The organism is Geminocystis sp. NIES-3709 (assembly GCF_001548115.1).
In the GTDB taxonomy this organism is placed as follows: domain Bacteria; phylum Cyanobacteriota; class Cyanobacteriia; order Cyanobacteriales; family Cyanobacteriaceae; genus Geminocystis.
Window position 1 is genome coordinate 1,750,067 of sequence record NZ_AP014821.1, and the last position, 18,233, is coordinate 1,768,299.

The window sequence follows — 18,233 nt, forward strand, 5'->3', positions numbered from 1 at the left end:
AAATTTTTATTAATCTTATTTAGAAATTAGGCATTTTTACTAAAAATTAAAAGTTTTAGATTTCTTGCTATAATCTTTGATTAGGATTTTTTCATTACTATAATTTATTAGTTAGCTTTTAAGAAAATGGCTAAACTCATGACTGTCAAGTTAATCTATCAATTCTCTAAAAAAATATGGATTTAAACAACCCTTTAAAAGTAACAATTACTCTTCATCGAGAATTTTTAGTGGCGGATACTCCTGATCAAAAACTTTTTATCATGTTAAAATTACGCCCTACAAAAGAAGTAGCGAATAGTCGTCCTAATACTGCTGTTAGTATCTTAATTGACACCAGTGGTTCAATGTATGAAATTGTATCGGGAAATCCTCAACCTACAGGTAATATTCTCTCTATTGATGGCAACCAATATCGAGAGGTAACTGGAGGTAAAAGTAAGATTGATATTGTTATTGAATCTCTTCATAATTTAATCGATTCAGGTTTACTTAATCAACAAGATAAAGTCTGCTTAATTCAGTTTGATGATCAGGCTACTATCCTTCTTCCCTTAACACCGGCTACTCAAAAACAAGACTTAAAAAATGCGATCGCACGGTTGAAAGAATTTAGCGGTGGTACTTGCATGGGGAGAGGTATGGAAAAAGCATTAAAGATATTACAAAGTCAATTCATGACAAGTAAAAGAGCAATTATTTTTACAGATGGCCAAACTTTTGATGAATTTGAGTGTCAAGAATTAGCGAAAAAATTTGGAGAAAATAGTATTCCTATTACAGCTTTGGGCATAGGAGAATATAACGAAGATTTGTTAATAAACTTAGGTGATACAACTGCAGGGCGACTTTATCATATTGTCGAAAAAGAAGCAAAAGGCACACAAATACCAGTAGAGAAAGTACCAGAAACAATATTTGAAGAATATCAAGATACCATCAATGAAGTTATTAATAACCTTGCCATGACTGTCAAAACCGTCAAAGGAGTTGAATTAAAAAGAGTAACAAAAGTATATCCTGAACAAGCAGAATTTCCATTACTACACCAACCCTATCATATTGGTTCAGCAATAGGCAACGATGAAACCATCTTTATTCTTGAGTTTGATGTGGACAGTAGAGCCAGTTCTAGGGTAAGGATAGCACAATTGGGCTTAACCTACGATGTCCCCGCCCAAAATCGTCGAGGAGAATTACCTCCCCAGAATATTGTAGTCCAATTTTTAGCAGGACAGAGTGGAACTGCCGACGTTGATCAAGAAGTAATGGGCTATGTTCAACAACGAAATATTAGCAGTATTGTCGATGAAGCTACACGACTAGCGGAAACTAACCCCGAATTAGCAGAGCAAAAAATGGAAACAGCTCGTCGTCTTACCGTTAGAATTGGTAATCAGGATATGTTGGAATCCCTCAATGAAGGTATTATCGAGTTACGCAAAACCCGTAAAATTTCTTCGACCACTCGTAAAACTGTTAAAATGGGGGCTAAGGGTAAAACAGTAAAAATGTCAACTACTGATTTAGATGAGGGCTTATCTGATGACAAAATTAGAGAAATAACCGGCACTTAAATAATCAATATCATTATCACTCACATTGAAATTTATTTTAATGCTAATAGCCGAAGTCGGCTAAAGCGACTCAATATTAACTATTAATTAGGGTACGCTGAAAAAGTCTTTTTATGAGAGTAGGAGTTAGGAGACAGGAGATAGAAGAAATATCAAAAAATCAAGGTTTTGATGTTGTTAATCTACTCAACAAGTATTTTTGTAACTAATAAAAATAAGATCAAAAGTGTTAAGTTTTTGAGTAAAAATCGCTAAAACTGTGGATTTTTTGGTTAATGTAGTATGTCTAAACCTTTGATTTTAATAGCTTTTGTCTTTATTCAGCACACCTTACTTACTATAGAAATATTCACTAAAAATTAATGCAATTAGTCACAATTCAAACGGGAAAAACTATAACTTTAGATAATATTGAAGTAGAAATTATTAAATATTTAGGAGTATTAAATAACCAAATTCACTATTATCAAGTAAAGGTAGTCAAAGCTGAAAAATTAACCTTAAATCAATCCCTCGGATTACTCAGAATAGGTGATATTGAAAGTAATTTGTCTCATGAAATTAAGCTCAGAAATCAACTTAATAATTATGGTATGATTAGCGATTTATGGGCAAATATTACCCTAGAAAATGTCATTATTAATTTATCCAACCCAGAAGAAAATTATTTTCTTAATTTATATTCCGATTTAAAAGTAAAAGAAAATTCACTTTTGACTAATAGTCAAAATTTAGAAATAATAGATAATCAAGAAGATGAAAACAAAGAAGAAAAAGATGATGAATTAACAAAGGATTTTATTATCAATGAAAAAGATAATCATCATCATGAGTTGAAAAAAAAGAAAATAGAAGATAATTATTTAAAAGAAGACGGTAAAATAGAAGACGATTATTTAGAAGAAGAATACTATCCCGAAATTGAAGTTACCAACCAAGAATCATCAACCAAATTATTAATTCTTACTCCTTATCCACCGGAAAAAAATACTCTTACTCACTGGTTAACTCAATCTCATAGTGACGAAGAAAAATTATCTTTGTTAGTCATCCTTTGTCAAGGATTTTTTTATTTATCCCAAAATGGTTGGTATTCTCTTAACTTATCTCCTGATTATATCTCGATCGAAACTCCTATTAAGTTATATGATTTAACTTGTATTTATCCTCAAGAAATAGTATTAAACACAGGGTTACTAGGCAATTATTGCCCACCAGAATTAAGCTACAGTAAAGAGATTAATCAATTTATGAGTAGTTATGTTATTGGTAGCCTAATGTATCAAATGTTTCACAATAATCAGTTACCAAATACTCAAAATTTAACCTTTAATTTAATACCCAGAATTTACCAAATTTTGCAAATTTCTCTATCTCCTATTCCGGAAGAAAGATACTCCCTAAATCAACTATTACAAATCCTAATTGAGACAAGAAATGCTTTAAGACATAAAACAATCTCATGGCAAATTCTGAAAAAATCTATACTAGGTTTATCTCAAAAAAGATTAGTTAATGAAGACAGCTATGGAATTAAAGAGCAAGAAATTAATCAAAATAATATTGTTATAGCAGGAATTGCTGATGGGATGGGAGGAATGGTAGATGGAGAATTAGCCAGTAAATTAGCTATTCAAACTTTATTAAAAACACCTATAGATTTTGATTTAAACAGTCAAGAAAGCCAACAAAAATGGTTAATAGAAATCTTTAATCAAGCTAATAAAAATATTAATCAACAGGTAAAAGATGGAGGTACGACTTTAAGTGTAATTTTAGGAATAAATAATCAATTAATGATTAGTCATGTAGGGGATAGTCGTATTTATTTAATCACAAATGGAGAAATAAAACAGCTCAGTGAAGATCATTCTTTAGTTAATATGATGTTAGCTAGTGGACAAATTACAGAAGAGGAAAGTATCAATCATCCTGATAGAAATGTCTTAATTAAATCTTTGGGTTCAAAATCAGTTTTAACCAGTGGTTATGTGCAGGATTTAAGTAAAAATAATGATAAAATATCTCTCATTTTAGAAAATAATGATCTCTTAATTCTATGCACTGATGGAGTCTGGGATTACTTTACTAATCAACAGTTTTTAGACATATTTAATCAGGAAAATAACCTCGATTTAGCGATTAATAAAATTATCACACAAGTTTTAAATGAAGGTGCATCTGATAATGCTACTATTCTTGTCTTAAAATGTTCTATCGAATCCTATAAATTTTAATAAAATATTAATACTATAAGTTAGTAGAGGAATGCACTCTCCACAAAAATTTGAGAATGTAGTTTATTAAATTGAAAATAGTTTTTATAATATGTTTTTTATTAATATACTTTAAATGAATGAGAAATTTTTGCTTTTTAGACTATCTTTACTTTTAAATTTTATCTCAAAATAAAATATCATGATTCAATGTCCTGCCTGTTTAGAAAATAATTCTATCGGTACAAATAATTGTCAAATTTGTGGTTATTCTCTACTAGAATTTTATACCGATAATGACATAAAAAAAGATAAAAATACTGGTGGTTTTTCTCCTCATCATTTAAAACCAAATACCTTTTTATTAAATGGGAGTTATCAAATATTAGAAACCCTCGGAGAAGGCGGTTTTGGTATTACCTATAAAGGAATTTATTTAACCAGTAATGTTACAGTTGCTATTAAAGAATTGTGGCCCGAAAAATCTGCTAGAGTTGATAATAATGTAATTTGGTCTTTTAATACTTCACCTAAAGAAAAACAATTACAAATTCATAAGTTTAAGTTAGAAGCTAATAATCAAAAAAAGTGTACTCATACTAATATTCCCAAAATTTATGATTGTTTTGAAGAAAATAATACCGCTTATATCGTAATGGAATTTATTGAGGGTAAATCCTTATCAAAAATTTTAAAAGATGACGGCATTTTAAGTGAAAATAGAGTTAAAAAATATTTTATTCAGGTAGCAGAAACATTGAAAGTAGTTCATCAAAATAATTTTTTACATAGAGATATAAAACCAGAAAATATTATTATTAATAATCAAGATAATCCTATTTTAATTGACTTTGGTGCAACTAAAGAATTTATTGATGGGATGACAAGTACTATGAGTACTACTTTAACTCAAGGATATGCAGCCTATGAGCAATATAGCACTAAAGGAAAACGATTTGCTGCAACAGATATTTATGCTTTATGTGCCTCAATGTATGAATTATTAACGGGAAAATTACCAATAGAAGCCCCTGAGAGGATAAAATTAATTTATCAAAAAAAACAATCAGATCCTTTAATTTCTCTTCGTCAATTACGCCCAGAAATTAGCTCTTTAATGGAGAATATTATTTTAATAGGAATGCGTATTAACGTTGAAGAAAGATTCCAAACTGCGGAGGAATTAATTAAGGCTTTACAAGGAAATTTTCTGTCTCCTTTCCATAAAAAAGCACAAGATTTTGTTAATCAAAATAATTTAATAGAAGCCATAAAAGCCTATCAAAATTGTTTACAAAATGAACCGAATAACGATCGAGCGATGGTAGAATTAGCCTTAGTGCAAATTCATATTAACCCTCAAGAAGCCGAAATTACAGCCCATCAGGCAATTAAATTAAATCCCTCCGATGGTAGAATTTACGGAGTTTTAGGCTTAATAGCTTGTCGTCAAGCAAATTGGCAAAAAGCAGTATCGGATTTACAAAAAGCCTCTCAGTTAGCATCACAACAATCATGGATTAAGAGTAATTTAGCTTGGGGGTTAGGTAAGTTAGGTAAATATCAAGAAGCCGAAAAGGTAATTAATGAAGCCTTATCTTTAGATAGTAATTGTACTTTTTCTTTGGGGGTTAAGGCGTGGATTTTAGCACAACAAGGACAATGGAAGGCAACCATTCCCCCCGCTACTCAGGCTATTTTTAAGTGTAAGCAATCTAATAGTAATAAGAGTAAGCAAGTCCAAGAATGGATTTATCCTATACTAATTTTAGCCTTAAAACAGGCAGTTATCACGAAAAATGCTCAAGATGTAGTTAGAAAAATTGATGATTTTTGTCAACAAATCTCTAATAGTGGTTATAGTTGGGGATTAAAAGGATGGTATTTTGCCAAAGAAAATAAGTTAAATGAGGGGATGAATTATTTACAAAAAGCAATTTCTTGTGCTGATTTTCCCCATTGGATTTTAATCAATCAAGGAATTATTTATGAAAAACTAAATCAAAGAGATAATGCCATTAATTGTTATAGTCAATATGAACAAAAATTTAATGATAATTATTTAGTTTACTATCGTTTAGGAATGTTGTTTGCTCTTCAAAATCAATGGACAAAAGCTCAAAATTATTTAGAAAAAGCCGTTCAATCTAATAATAAATTACCAGAATTATATCATAACTTAGCATGGGTTTTACTAAGTCAGAAAAAGTTAGATAATGATCAAATAAAATCTATTGATATAATAAATAACTATCGACAAGCTATAAAATTATATTCCGAGCAAAATTCTCTTTATTCGACTGTGTTGAAAAAACAATTACAAGTTATTGGCTTAAAGTCTTGATTTTTTTCAACTTGATAAGTTTTATCGAAAAATCGAACATTTTTGCTTATATTTTCTAAATAAATTATACCTATATTCAATTAACTTCAGTTCGATATAAAATTGTCAATAAAGCTAGAGAGTAATATAAATAATTTATTTAAAATTAACAGAATTTCATTGCTTCAATTTATTTACTAAATTTAACTGATATTTTTAGTCATTTTAAGAATTTTTTCTTCCTCCTTCTCTTATACAATTATTATTTATGATTAATTTATAGATATTATATATAGCAAGTCTCAAACTAATGAGGTAAATTTCTCGCCCTGTAAATCCCTAAAATTGGAAGGCTTAAATTTAAAATTTGTATATTATAATGATTAGAACTTCTATATACTATATTAGTAATAAGTTTTTTGTTTTTGTTATATTTTTGCACAATAATTTATGCGTATTTATTTATATTTAATTGCAGGAATTACTTCTGCTTTAATTGGCTGGAATATTGGACAATTTTTTCTTACGGATTTAGGTTTATTTTCTTCTTTTCCTGAATTGATTTTATATCCGTGTATTGCTATTTCTTTAGCCATTGGCATGGTGTTAAATGAAATTTTTATCTCTAGTCCTACTCGTCCAAAATTGTGTTTAAAAAAGGCAAAATTTCCCGTCTTAATTGCTTTGGGATTAGGATTAATTATTGGTTTATTCTCAGGTGCGATCGCACAAATTTTATTTTTACCTTTTTTTGGAATTCCTGCGGTGATAGTGAGAATTGTCGGATGGTTATTAATTGGGGTTGCTGTTGGCTTGGCAGAGGGGTTAACATGGCGTTGGGAAACGGTAGAAGCTGGGGATAAAAAGCGATTTCTTCACCGTTTAATTGCTAGTATTGGTGGTGCTATGGGGGCAAGTTTTTTGGCCGCTATTTTGTTTGAAGTGGTGCGAGTATTTTTACAAGAAATGCCGAAAAATCTCCGTTTAGCAGAAGATCCTATCGGTTTTAGCGTTTTAGGCTTGTTTTTGGGCTTAACTTTTAGTTTAACGAGTTCTCCTAGTTATTTAGTCGCTCTTAGGGCAGGTAGTGGTTTTGAATATGTTAGTCAAATTTTTGCTCAAATTTCCCCTGAATCCATCAATCTTAGTAAAGATTATCCTCGTATTGATCAATCTGTGTTAACTTTTGTTAGTGATAGTAGTCTCGATCGTATTGAGGAGGGTTTATCTATTAAACTACCGTCAAAAGGGAGTTTCAAAATAGGCTCTAATAATGACTGTCATATTTACATCCCTAGTTTACCTGATCATGTAGCTACTATTGAAATAAAATCGAGGGAAGCTATATTAATTCCCCATGTTTTATATTTTAATCATATTGCTATTAATGGTGAGGACTTAAAAACTAAAAAAAATATTGTTTTAAAACATAATTATTTAGTTACATTTTACTCTATTTTAAAAGGTGAAAATAATTCAGAAAATACTATTATTATTAATCATGAAAAAATTTTCCGTTTCGTCTATTATAACCGCTTTTTCGATCCCCAAGGTTAGTTTAGCTTTTTTATTTTTTATCACCTTAATTAGCCCTATTTCTGCACAGGGAAAAAATCCGAAAAAAGTTGATATTGTTCGCACTACTGTTAATGATGATCAAGTTACTATTCGAGTTAAGGTAACGGGAGAAGGCGATCGACCTTTAATGGGATTATCTCATAAAGATTTCAAGCTAGAAGTAGAGGGAAATGACATTGAGATTGAGCGCAAAAATTGGAAATCCCCCGAAGAATCTGAGCCACCTCCAGCATGGATTGTGATATTGTTAGATATGTCTGGGAGTATGTTAACTCCTGATAGTAGTGGTAAAACGAAGTTAGAAGGGGCGATGGAAGCTACTACTGAGTTTCTCTCAATCTTAGCCCAAAGAGGCGGAAATACTCAAGTTTCGATCGTGCCTTTTGGAGAGGGAAACAAAAAATGTGAAGGGTTCAAAGTCACTAAACAAGAATTAGACAATTTTTTAAGCCCTAATGATGTTAAATTAACTAACTTTTTAAGCTATTTAGCAAGTACAAAACCCTGTGCATCAACTAATCTTTATCAACCCTTAGAAACCGCTATAAAATTTTTAGGAAATCCAGAAGATAGCCGTTTTTATCTCACGGAAGAAGAACAAAATAAAGGAAAATTAGAACCTAGATTATCAATAATTTTAGTCTCAGACGGTTATCATAACGCCCCCAATGAAGCCCAAGATTTTGCCAAATTACTGGAACAATTAGAAGATTATAACAACATAATTGTTCATACATTAGGCTATGGTTTAACTCCTCAACAATTGGCACAAAAATATAAATTACCTAAACCTGCTACCCGTGAAGACATCAATAAAGGAAAAGTGTCAGAGGAAGAATTTGTCGATGAACAAAGATTAGCCGAAATTGCCAAAAAAACAGGAGGAATCGCTGAATTTTCAGGAGATGCTCAAGATATTGCTGAAAATCTCCAATTATTTCTTAATGCCTTATTAGGAGAGTACGAAATTACTTATATTGATCCTAATCCCGATCGAGGAGCAACCCATAAAGTGACAGTAGAAGCTATATCTGTTAAGTCTGATGAAAAACTTTATACAATACCTGTCTTTGGGCGTACACTACCTTTAAATATTCGTTTGTTAATCTTTTTTTCTACCCTAATTAGTTTGGGTTTATTTGGAGTTTTACCCTTCTATTTTTGGGGTAAATTTTTAAAACAAAAAACTCTAGAAGAATGAGGAATGAGGAATTAGGAAAAAGGAAGAAACTATTTTAAAAGAATAGTAAATCCAGCTTGTTATTTATTCATTCCGTATAAATAATAGTCGTGATTGAGAGCAAAATCTTCAATTCCTGTATCAACAACAAGGTTATCAAAATCTAAATTATTCCAAGCATCATTAGAACTTTTTAACTTAGTTTCAATGTTTAAATCTAGTACTTCACTTGTTAATAAAGTTTGTATTTTTGCAGTTAATTGTTTTATTTTTTGTTTGCTTAAGCTATCGGAAAAATTAATTATTAATTCCATACATATTATTATGACAAATTAACTAATATTTTATTATATCTTTGTTTTCTTATACTGGTACAATAACTATTGTATTCTTAAACCGAAGATTATCCTAGAAAATTTGGCAAATTTTTGTTATGTATAAATGGTTAGTAATAGTTACTTTTTTATTGATTTCTAGTTGTCAAAATAATAATAACTCCGATAATGAAACTAATAATCTTAATGATTGTTTGAGTCAAAATAAGGTAGAATTAACGGAAGATAAGGTTAAATCATTAGATTTTAATGATGGTACGATCAAACAGTCCGGAATGATTAAACAAGGGGAAAAAATCGGTTTTAGTTTCACCGCTTCGGCGGGAGATAAGCTGGAATATAAAACAGAAGATAATAATATTTGTATTGATATTTACGCCCCTAATAATCAATTAGTTAATGATATTAATTTACCTCTTGATGGCCGGTATTTAATAGAGGTTTATTTGCCTCAAGGTTCACAATCTTTTCAAATTAGTTTTAGTCTAAATCAAGACAATAATTTAAGTGATAATAATGAGGATAATTATAGATGGAATTTAACTGATTTTCCTAAATCTAGTTGTGGTGATGAAAAACCCTCAGATTCTTCCCTATATCCTCTTGATTTTTACCCTGTTAATATTCCTTACAATCCAGAGTATTTAGATATTGCTATAAATAATTTTTGTCAAGACTCTTATCAAAAGAGGGATAAATTAAGTGGAGATAAGATAATTCAAGTGGCATCTTTTTTAAGTAAAGATCAAGCGTTATCTTTTGCACAGTTTATATCAGAAAAAATCCCAAATGCTTATGTAGGTGAACCGACTAAAGTTTATCAATAAAAGTTGAAAATATATAGAATATTATAGTTTTATTTAGATTTTATTTTTCAAAATTTTTGGTAATTATTGTATTTATTATAACCGCCTGTAATAAACAAGAAAATATCAGCACTGGTAATAATATTCAAAATTCCAATAATTCGGCTCAAATGGCTGAAATTGATTTGATCACGATACTGGCTGTCAAAAAATACCGGGTAATTTAAAGATGGTATGAGGCAAAATCAACAATGTTTGATGGTAGATTTCATGAAGATTTAGTCGCTGAATTAGCAACAGGGGAATTATATGATAAAACGACTAAATCAGGAGGTTCAATAGATTGGTTGCAACAAAATGGATGTTATTATACTTATGATTATTCTAATATTGAGTATGTTATTTCTTTTGATAATCAGGGTATAAGACCCAGTTTAACAGTTAAAGTATCAGAAAAATTAACTTTAAATGGTTCAAGTAGTGCTGGATGTAATGGAAGACCAAAAAGTTATTCTCAACCTGCTACTTATTGGTTTGAAAAAGAGAATGGTATTTGGAAAATTTATAACAAAGAAATGAGTAAATTATCTCAACAATAACTTTAATATATGAGAGATTATTATTATCGGTACTTAGACAAAAATTATGCCCAAATAAACCCTAAACTAGCTTTATATAAACTAAATACTTCCACATTGTCTTTTAACCATTGAAAAAAGCGAAAAGACACAGCATTACGAAACGCTTCCAATGCCTCAGCAAAAGTATTTAACGGTTTATTCCCCCATTGTCTTCTTAAACCTCCTGTCAAACGATGCCATTGAATAAAAGTGTAGGCACAAAATACCAAGATAAAATGTCTCATTAAACTTCTTTTATTTCTCACTTGGTATTGTGATAACCCTAACCATCCCTTGATTTCACGGTAAAATACTTCTATCCAATTTCTTTGTGTATAAGTTTCTACTATCCAATTTCCACACACTTTTTCTCCTATTTCATTAGTCATTAAATAATCAATATCTGTGGAATTTTCAAAAGTATCTGCATTCATGACGATAGCTACAGTTTTTATTCCCGACAAAGCTGATAATTCAATATTTATCGTTGCTACCCAAAGAGTTTTTTCTCGATTTTTTCCTATTCTTATTTTTTCAAAACTATCTTGGGGTAATGATTTTGCTATTTCAGCTATGGTTTTTTCAGACTCGATAAAATCTTGTTTTACCAATTTTACTAATCTATTTTTAGCAATAATTCCTATATATTTTAAATTCTTTTTTTCTAGTTTGCCTAATAAATTAGTATTGTTTCCATAACCACCATCCATTAAAATTATTTGGGGACAATAATTTCGATTTAAACATTTTTCAATTAAATTAAAGGCAATGTCTGGTTTTTTCTGAAATTGTGGAGCGTCTTTTCCTTCAGGGAAATTTTCGGCTTTTTCATATAATTCAACGTCTAAAGGAAAACTTCTCACACCATCATAAATGTGAGTAGTGACTATAACATTACCATTATCAGTTTTGCCAATTTCACCAATATATTGTCTTCCCACACAGTCAGTAAAGTTTCCACTTTTACGATGACCTGAATCGTCTATAATTAAGGAGAAACATCGACTAATTTTTGTTTGACGACAGGATGCAATAATTTCTAATCTTTTATCATTTACCTCATCATAATTCCAAGTGGACTCTGTTAAGAAATGGTGTAATTTATGATAAGTAATATCAAGATTATTATGGGCAATTTGAGTTATATTTTTTCTTTGAGAATCTCCTAATAAACCGCCCAAATAATTTCTAAACTCTCGTTTTTGTGCCTTTGTTTTTAAGACTGGGTCTATTTTTTCACACCAGCGATTGAAACATGGGGGCATTGATGAAGAAGTAATTTCTTTCATTTTGACCTAAAAGCAATATGATGTAAAAATTATAGCTTAATTGTTGTTATTGTTTTGTCTAAGTACCGTTATGTAATAGTAAAAATATTGGAGACTGAGTTGACAGTTGACCGTTAACAGTCAATAATTAATTAGTGAAATTACATTCGGAGGAGAGTAAATTGCCTCAAATACATCCACCTCAATTATCTCCGACTAGCTCCATTGAATTAGATCATAGTTTTCGAGCTACTACGGAAAAATGGTTCGAGTATCCAATTATTGTCCATCCTCATCATACTGACTATGCAGGAATTGTTTGGCATGGTAATTATTTGACATGGATGGAAGAAGCAAGGGTAGAATGTTTAAGATCCATCGGAATCAATTATGCCGATTTAGTTAGTTTGGGTTGTGATTTGCCTGTGATTGAGGTCAATCTGCGCTATCATCAATCTATCAGAATGGGAGATCATGCTATTGTTAAAACCCGAATGGATCAAGTTCACGGAGTAAGAATTCATTGGGATTATCAAATTACTTCACCGGATTGTCCTTTAATTTATGTTAGTGGTAGAGTTACTTTAGTGGGAATCGATCGAGAAAAGGGTAAAATTATGCGACAATTACCACCATTATTGAAAGATGCCCTTGTAAAATTATAAAAACTGTTATTTTTGATTGTGTGGGAGAAAGGCACTTTTTATGAGTCAAGAAGAAAAAAACGCTAATTTTATGGTGGGTTTAATTGTGGGTAGTACGATTGCAACAATAGCAACTCTATTGTTTAGTCCTCGTAATGGACAAGAAAATCGTAAAATTTTAGGCAAAACTGCTCAAGCATTACCCGAAATGGCACAGGATATTTCTTCTACTGTTCAATTAAATACTAATCGTCTTTCTCAATCTACCCTAAAAAAATGGGATAATACTCTTAATCGTCTTAAAAATGCGATCGTAGCTGGAGTGGAAGCTAGTCAAAATTATACTAAAGAAAAAGAACAGACTATGAGTAATAAATAATAATTTTTAGTCGGTTTAGCAGACTTACGCTGTTAGCTGTGTAATTTATTACATGGTGGGTTATTGATTAACTCTTACTTCCTAACTTAACTTCTAATTTTCTCCTTTTGTACTATCTTTTCAAAACCTGTCTTCTGCTCAAATTATGACTGAACCACTTTTTTGGCTTGGATTTTCTATCTGTTTAGTAGCGGTTAGTTTAACTGCGGTATTAGTTACTCTTATTCCTGTTGCCCAAGAATTGAGTCGAGCAGCTCGTAGTGCAGAAAAATTATTTGATATTTTGAGTCAAGAATTTCCTAATACTTTAGAAGCAATTAAAGCGACTAATTTAGAGTTAACAGAATTAAGTACGGAAGTAAAAGATAGTGTAAAAAGTGCTTCTGGGGCAGTAAAAAAAATTGATCGAACATTAGTAACAGCAAAACAACAAGTAGAAATTGCTCAGATAAAAAGTGGTAGTTTTTGGGCTGGTTTAAAAGCAGGTATTAAAACATGGCAAACCGATAACACCTGAGTTCGATGTCTTATATTAAGTTCAGATAATCCGTTACAATGATGTTTGGCTTCTTTGCTGTCTTTGCGAGAAATTCTACTATAATTTTAATAGTTCACCCTTGGAAAATAATGGGCAATTCCTTCCAAAATTCCTGCACTGTAATTGCCATTCATGGTTAAATATTCACCCTTGGCTATGTAAATCGAATCTGTTAAGTTTATTGTTTCGATATAAGATTTAATTTTTTCTTTGACTTCGATAGAAGCATTTCCAACTAAAATTGATTTAATCGGACTAATTAACACATCTAAATCATTGCCACTATCTCCTGAAAAAATAGTATTTTCTAAGGTGAAATTTTGACTTTTCATCAAATATTCGATCGAATAATATTTATTTGCAGATTGAGGTAAAATATCTAATAATCCAGTCTTTTCTTCTTCATCTATACTCCAAATTAAGTTAGATTTTAAACTTTCATTTTCCAATCGTGATTTGATTTTAGTGAGGATAATTTCTTTATCTTCATCAAGGGACATATAATAACTTAATTTATGTAATCCTTGTTTTTCTTTTTCCTGTAATTGACATTGTTTAATATCTTCAAAAAGAGGAATTAAATCACTGGAGTTTTTTCCTTGCCAATCTATCGCTATGTTATTATCCCAATCTTCTATCCTCAACCATTGACTATTCTCAATATGATAAATAGTCGAGCCCACATCAGCTATAACAAAATTAGGTAATGGTAATTGATATTCTTCGATCGCATTTTGTACTAATTTTTTATCTCTACCCGTTACATAAGTTAAAGTAATATGAGGTTGAGAAACAAATTCTGCAAACAAACTTCTAGCTTGAGGAGATTCAGGTACGCTACCGTTAGGAATTAAAGTTCGATCTAAATCAGTACAAATTAAAAGTTTATTCATCATAAATATAGCAATTTTATCAATACTCACATCAAAAGTTTTTAGCTTAACAATTTAAGGTTGAGAAAAAATACCAAAAACAGAAGTATAACCATGTAGGAAAGTGTTACCTCCGACTTGTCCAATTTCACCGTTACAGAAAAAACCAGCAATGGGAATATCGGTGACATAATCGAGAAATAATTGAGAGTCAAAATTCGGTTTGCCATATAAACCTTCTCCCCTACCCATACAAGAAAACATTAATGCGCCCACAGAAGAACGAGAGTCAGATTTATCGTTACAATAGTTGGTTAATAAAGTTTCTAAATCATCGGCGGAAGCCTTTGCGTCTCTTAAATGAAAACGGATTCTTTGCCCCGGACGAATTCTGTCACCTACAGCGATCGCTCCATATTTCGGATCTACCCCAACAAGATTGCGGATTAAGAAATCTCCTGCTTTTAGTTGTAATTTAAACTCATCTCTAGCAATACCAATAAAAAGAGCATATTGTGCTAATTCTTGATCTTCAGGACTAAGATCTGCTATTAATTTTCTTAGTAATTTTAGAGGGTTGTCAGTATTCCCCGCATTATCTGTCATTTCTACAATAATATTTCTTTCTCCTTGAGTAACTTGAAAAATATTACCAATAGGACGACAACCCTGAGCTACGATCGACTCTACCATGATATTACCATTTAAAGCAACTCCCACAGTACCTTCAGAAAAAAAGTATCGATCAGATTCTTGTCCATTAAAATAGAATAAACCACTGCCAACCCCCATAGTACTCGCACTAGCTAAACCGCCAACTTTAATAGTGCCGGGATAAGCGAAATCTAACCCTTCTAATAATTCATTAATTTTCGTAGAGAAAGAATCAGATAGTAAAATAAAATTAGGTTGTTTTTCCATACTTACCCCAATCATATTCCACCATTCATCAGGAGCGCTATCTAAATCAGGAAAATCTTGTGTCTTGACATAAAAAGGAGTAATTTCCACATCAGGTAAACTAGCAACAGTCAAACTTAAAGCAGGATTTCCTTCTACTTCCTTTGGTTGATAATCATTTTTCATGCCAATAATTCCTCCTCCTCCACAACCAATAACACAAGGCAAGGGAAATTTCTCTAACAAAATGGGCATTAATCGAGGATAATCACTAGCAAAAGCAGAAGAAATAAAAACAATACCTATATCGGCTTGAGTTGTTAACTTAGCTTGAATTTTTGTGACGACTTCATCAATCGCTTTTTCAAGAGAGGCGTTGGTAGATAAGGCATTAACCCACTGAATTTGATTTGACATGACATATTTAACCTAATCGATCGAGATGGAACAATAAGAATAGTAGATAATTAAAATTCTTAGTCTTGATCAAATATACAATTAAATTTGCGTTCTTATCTGAAGTCATTATAATCCCATTTGATTTATCAGATTTTTGCGAGGGTAAAATACCTAAAATCACTTTTTTAGGATGTGGATGTAAATGTCTTAATCTGGGAAATCCAAGGAGTTTTTGACGGAAAATTGTCAAATTTTATCTCAAACAAGCCACACTTTCTAACTCCTATTTAATCGGAAATCCATTTTGTGGAGTACAACTAGAACATAAATGACCATCGGCATCATACCACAATTTTTCATTAGGTAGATAAAAGAATTCATTCATCATCTGGGGTGGAGTCGGAAAACCATTTTCAGGGGTACAACTATGACAAACACCTCCGTCTGGTGCAATCCATTGATTAGACTGAGAGTTCCAGTAAATTGCCCCCGTGGCGGGTAAATTTTGCTCCTGATTATCTACTACTAATCGTATCACATTATGACTTCGATCGAAGATACAATGTCCTGTTCTTCCAGTGCTTTGTACTAACCAATAAATTTTTTCTCCAGTAATATTCTTCATGGTTATTTGTACATCTGAAATATCTGTATTGTATCTGTACATAACTTTATTTTTACATAATCCCGGTCTTTGCTCTGGTAAGTATTCTGCTTTGACAGGTAAAGCCATCGGTAATATCGCCAAAAATGTTGCACCCATTAAGAAAGGTTTTGATAAGTATTTCACCATTGATTGTGTCCTAATTATTTACATATTTAAGTAATTAATACCTCAGTTCGATCCAAGAATGTTTGATATAAGTAGGTTGTAGGTTTGAGGTTAATTTTCTTATGACTTTCATCAATTAATTGGCTAAATTAATCAGAGTCAAATCAATTATTACGCATTTGTTCTCCATTATTCACCTAATAACTAATACCCAATATCTTATCATTACCAATAAATTTTATCTTGGATTGAGGTAATTAATGATAGAGTTATCACAAAAAAAATTTTGAATATGGATACAATTATTTGAAAAAAATCTAACTGTTAATTGCGATGATTATTTTCACAATAAACTCTTGCACCTGCCCATTGTAGTTTTTCTCGGAGAGTTTGATAAAATGAATGGGACTCTCTTAAAATAATAAATTGAGCTTGAAAATCTGCCATTTTAACTGCTACCCATTGCCCAGGCCAAATAGCAGTGGCTAATACTCCATCCATCCATAATTTATTATTCAGTTCGTAATCTCCTAGTGTCCAAATACTAACAATCGATCGAGGTGGTAATAATAGAGGACGACTAGATAAACTTAAAGGACATATAGGGGTAACAGCGATCGCACTCATCCCCGGATGTATAATAGGGCCATTAGCAGAAGCAGTGTAACAAGTTGAGCCAGTGGGAGTAGAGACAATTAAACCATCACCATGATACTGATCAACTACTTCTCCGTCAACTTCCATTTCCAGAATAGAAGTAGGCATTCTATCTAAACAAGCAGGTTTGACACACATCTCATTTAAGCAAAAAAATCGATCGCTGATGGGTTCAATATCTTGTTTATTTCTCTCCCAAATTTGAGCTTCTAACATCATACGTCTTTCCACTGCATATAAATCGTTTTCGAGACGATGCCAAAGAGCTTCTGTATCTTGAAAAAGAGTTAAAGGTTCAGTTAAAAAGCCTAAATGTCCTCCCACATTCACCGCTAACATGGGGATGCCCTCTGGTGCTAGGTGACGAGCGGCGGCTAAAATAGTACCATCACCCCCTAATATAATTCCTAGATCGATCGTTTGAGTAACGGAAGCTAAAAAGACAGGATAGGGATTGTCTTTAATACCGCTAGGTCCTAATAATACTTTACATTGACGGGCTTCCAATTCTTTTGCACATCTTTCCGCCCATGCTTTACTATTTTTATCTCCCGCTTTATAGGCAATAATTACTTGTTTTAACCGCACGATTTTTCTGATGTAATTTGCTTTATTTTATTCAGTTTATCCTAATCTCATCTTTTTCATTAATATTTTAATCTCTAAAGATTTATTACAAAACAGTTTACAAATTTTTATATAAAATAACAATTCTATTTAGGTTGTCTAAAAAGAAGTCATCAAAAGGAGTTGATTGTTAAATTTTAACAACCAATAACCATTTTAACATTTTAGAATTAATAATCAATTTTTTGTTATAAGTTATTTAGAATTAGTATGTTAATAATAAATAGTTTCATTATTTTTAAAGGAATGTTTTGTTTAAATTTATGTTGATTTTAAAAAATAGAAATAAAATTCTTCAAGACGTTAATGATAGTCATAACAACGATCGTAAATGGTTAAAGTGTATTTTAAAAAGTTTATTAAATAAGATGTTTATTTTAATTTACAAAGAATGGTTAACTTATAATATATTTTTCTGTAAATATAATTATGATTATTAAAATTTGATCAATAAACCAGTGTAAATACTTACTTTAATATATAGATCTAGAGGATATAATGTTGATGAATAAAAAATAAAACCTCCATTATAGGTGGTGACA

Annotated in this window: 15 protein-coding genes and 1 pseudogene; 10 read left to right on the plus strand and 6 right to left on the minus strand. The window is 31.1% G+C overall.

The annotated features are described in order from the left end of the window. The first annotated feature begins 176 nt into the window (after positions 1-176). The 5 genes from GM3709_RS07525 (at position 177) to GM3709_RS07545 (ending at position 8,895) form a co-directional block, all read left to right on the plus strand. Positions 177-1,577 (plus strand): VWA domain-containing protein, encoded by a 1,401-nt coding sequence (locus GM3709_RS07525; protein WP_066117958.1) that lies wholly within the window; start codon positions 177-179, stop codon positions 1,575-1,577. A 362-nt stretch (positions 1,578-1,939) separates the two neighbouring features. After that, the gene (locus tag GM3709_RS07530; RefSeq protein WP_066117960.1) at positions 1,940-3,814 is read left to right on the plus strand and encodes a PP2C family serine/threonine-protein phosphatase; all 1,875 of its coding nucleotides are present in this window, start codon (positions 1,940-1,942) and stop codon (positions 3,812-3,814) included. 181 nt (positions 3,815-3,995) lie between these two features. Next, positions 3,996-6,137, plus strand: coding sequence for a protein kinase domain-containing protein (locus GM3709_RS07535; protein ID WP_231937635.1), 2,142 nt, complete (start codon positions 3,996-3,998; stop codon positions 6,135-6,137). A 429-nt stretch (positions 6,138-6,566) separates the two neighbouring features. After that, complete coding sequence (locus GM3709_RS07540; protein ID WP_066117963.1) at positions 6,567-7,673, plus strand: hypothetical protein; 1,107 nt, start codon at positions 6,567-6,569, stop codon at positions 7,671-7,673. Further along, positions 7,618-8,895 carry a VWA domain-containing protein gene (locus tag GM3709_RS07545; RefSeq protein ID WP_082712960.1) on the plus strand — a complete coding sequence of 426 codons (1,278 nt, stop codon included), beginning with the start codon at positions 7,618-7,620 and terminating at the stop codon, positions 8,893-8,895. The genes GM3709_RS07540 and GM3709_RS07545 overlap by 56 nt, the downstream gene beginning before the upstream one ends. A 59-nt stretch (positions 8,896-8,954) precedes the next feature. Here GM3709_RS07545 and GM3709_RS07550 read toward each other — a convergent pair whose 3' ends face one another. Then, positions 8,955-9,188, minus strand: coding sequence for a hypothetical protein (locus GM3709_RS07550; RefSeq protein ID WP_066117965.1), 234 nt, complete (start codon positions 9,186-9,188; stop codon positions 8,955-8,957). 119 nt (positions 9,189-9,307) lie between these two features. Here GM3709_RS07550 and GM3709_RS07555 point away from each other — a divergent pair, with 119 nt between their 5' ends. Both GM3709_RS07555 and GM3709_RS07560 read left to right on the plus strand, forming a co-directional pair. Further along, positions 9,308-10,036 (plus strand): hypothetical protein, encoded by a 729-nt coding sequence (locus GM3709_RS07555; protein ID WP_066117967.1) that lies wholly within the window; start codon positions 9,308-9,310, stop codon positions 10,034-10,036. Between the two features lie 218 nt (positions 10,037-10,254). Then, positions 10,255-10,614 (plus strand): annotated as a pseudogene (locus GM3709_RS07560) (ARC6/PARC6 family protein); the annotation flags it as partial. Positions 10,615-10,658: 44 nt separating this feature from the next. Here the strand turns inward: GM3709_RS07560 and GM3709_RS07565 are convergent. Beyond that, complete coding sequence (locus GM3709_RS07565) at positions 10,659-11,924, minus strand: IS701 family transposase (RefSeq protein ID WP_066115324.1); 1,266 nt, start codon at positions 11,922-11,924, stop codon at positions 10,659-10,661. A 161-nt stretch (positions 11,925-12,085) separates the two neighbouring features. Here GM3709_RS07565 and GM3709_RS07570 point away from each other — a divergent pair, with 161 nt between their 5' ends. From GM3709_RS07570 to GM3709_RS07580, 3 genes are all read left to right on the plus strand, one after another. Further along, positions 12,086-12,568: a thioesterase family protein gene (locus GM3709_RS07570; protein ID WP_066121810.1), complete on the plus strand. Its 483-nt coding sequence runs from the start codon at positions 12,086-12,088 to the stop codon at positions 12,566-12,568. Positions 12,569-12,608: 40 nt separating this feature from the next. Further along, the gene (locus GM3709_RS07575) at positions 12,609-12,926 is read left to right on the plus strand and encodes a YtxH domain-containing protein (RefSeq protein WP_066117971.1); all 318 of its coding nucleotides are present in this window, start codon (positions 12,609-12,611) and stop codon (positions 12,924-12,926) included. 145 nt (positions 12,927-13,071) lie between these two features. Next, positions 13,072-13,443 (plus strand): hypothetical protein, encoded by a 372-nt coding sequence (locus GM3709_RS07580; protein WP_066117973.1) that lies wholly within the window; start codon positions 13,072-13,074, stop codon positions 13,441-13,443. Between the two features lie 86 nt (positions 13,444-13,529). Here GM3709_RS07580 and GM3709_RS07585 read toward each other — a convergent pair whose 3' ends face one another. The 4 genes from GM3709_RS07585 to GM3709_RS07600 form a co-directional block, all read right to left on the minus strand. Beyond that, positions 13,530-14,360, minus strand: coding sequence for an HAD-IIB family hydrolase (locus GM3709_RS07585; RefSeq protein ID WP_173645707.1), 831 nt, complete (start codon positions 14,358-14,360; stop codon positions 13,530-13,532). A gap of 51 nt (positions 14,361-14,411) precedes the next feature. Further along, positions 14,412-15,653, minus strand: coding sequence for an FIST N-terminal domain-containing protein (locus GM3709_RS07590; RefSeq protein WP_066117978.1), 1,242 nt, complete (start codon positions 15,651-15,653; stop codon positions 14,412-14,414). A 265-nt stretch (positions 15,654-15,918) separates the two neighbouring features. Next, complete coding sequence (locus GM3709_RS07595) at positions 15,919-16,428, minus strand: hypothetical protein (RefSeq protein ID WP_144439421.1); 510 nt, start codon at positions 16,426-16,428, stop codon at positions 15,919-15,921. A gap of 303 nt (positions 16,429-16,731) precedes the next feature. Beyond that, positions 16,732-17,652 (minus strand): NAD(+) kinase, encoded by a 921-nt coding sequence (locus tag GM3709_RS07600; RefSeq protein WP_066117981.1) that lies wholly within the window; start codon positions 17,650-17,652, stop codon positions 16,732-16,734. Positions 17,653-18,233: the final 581 nt, after the last annotated feature.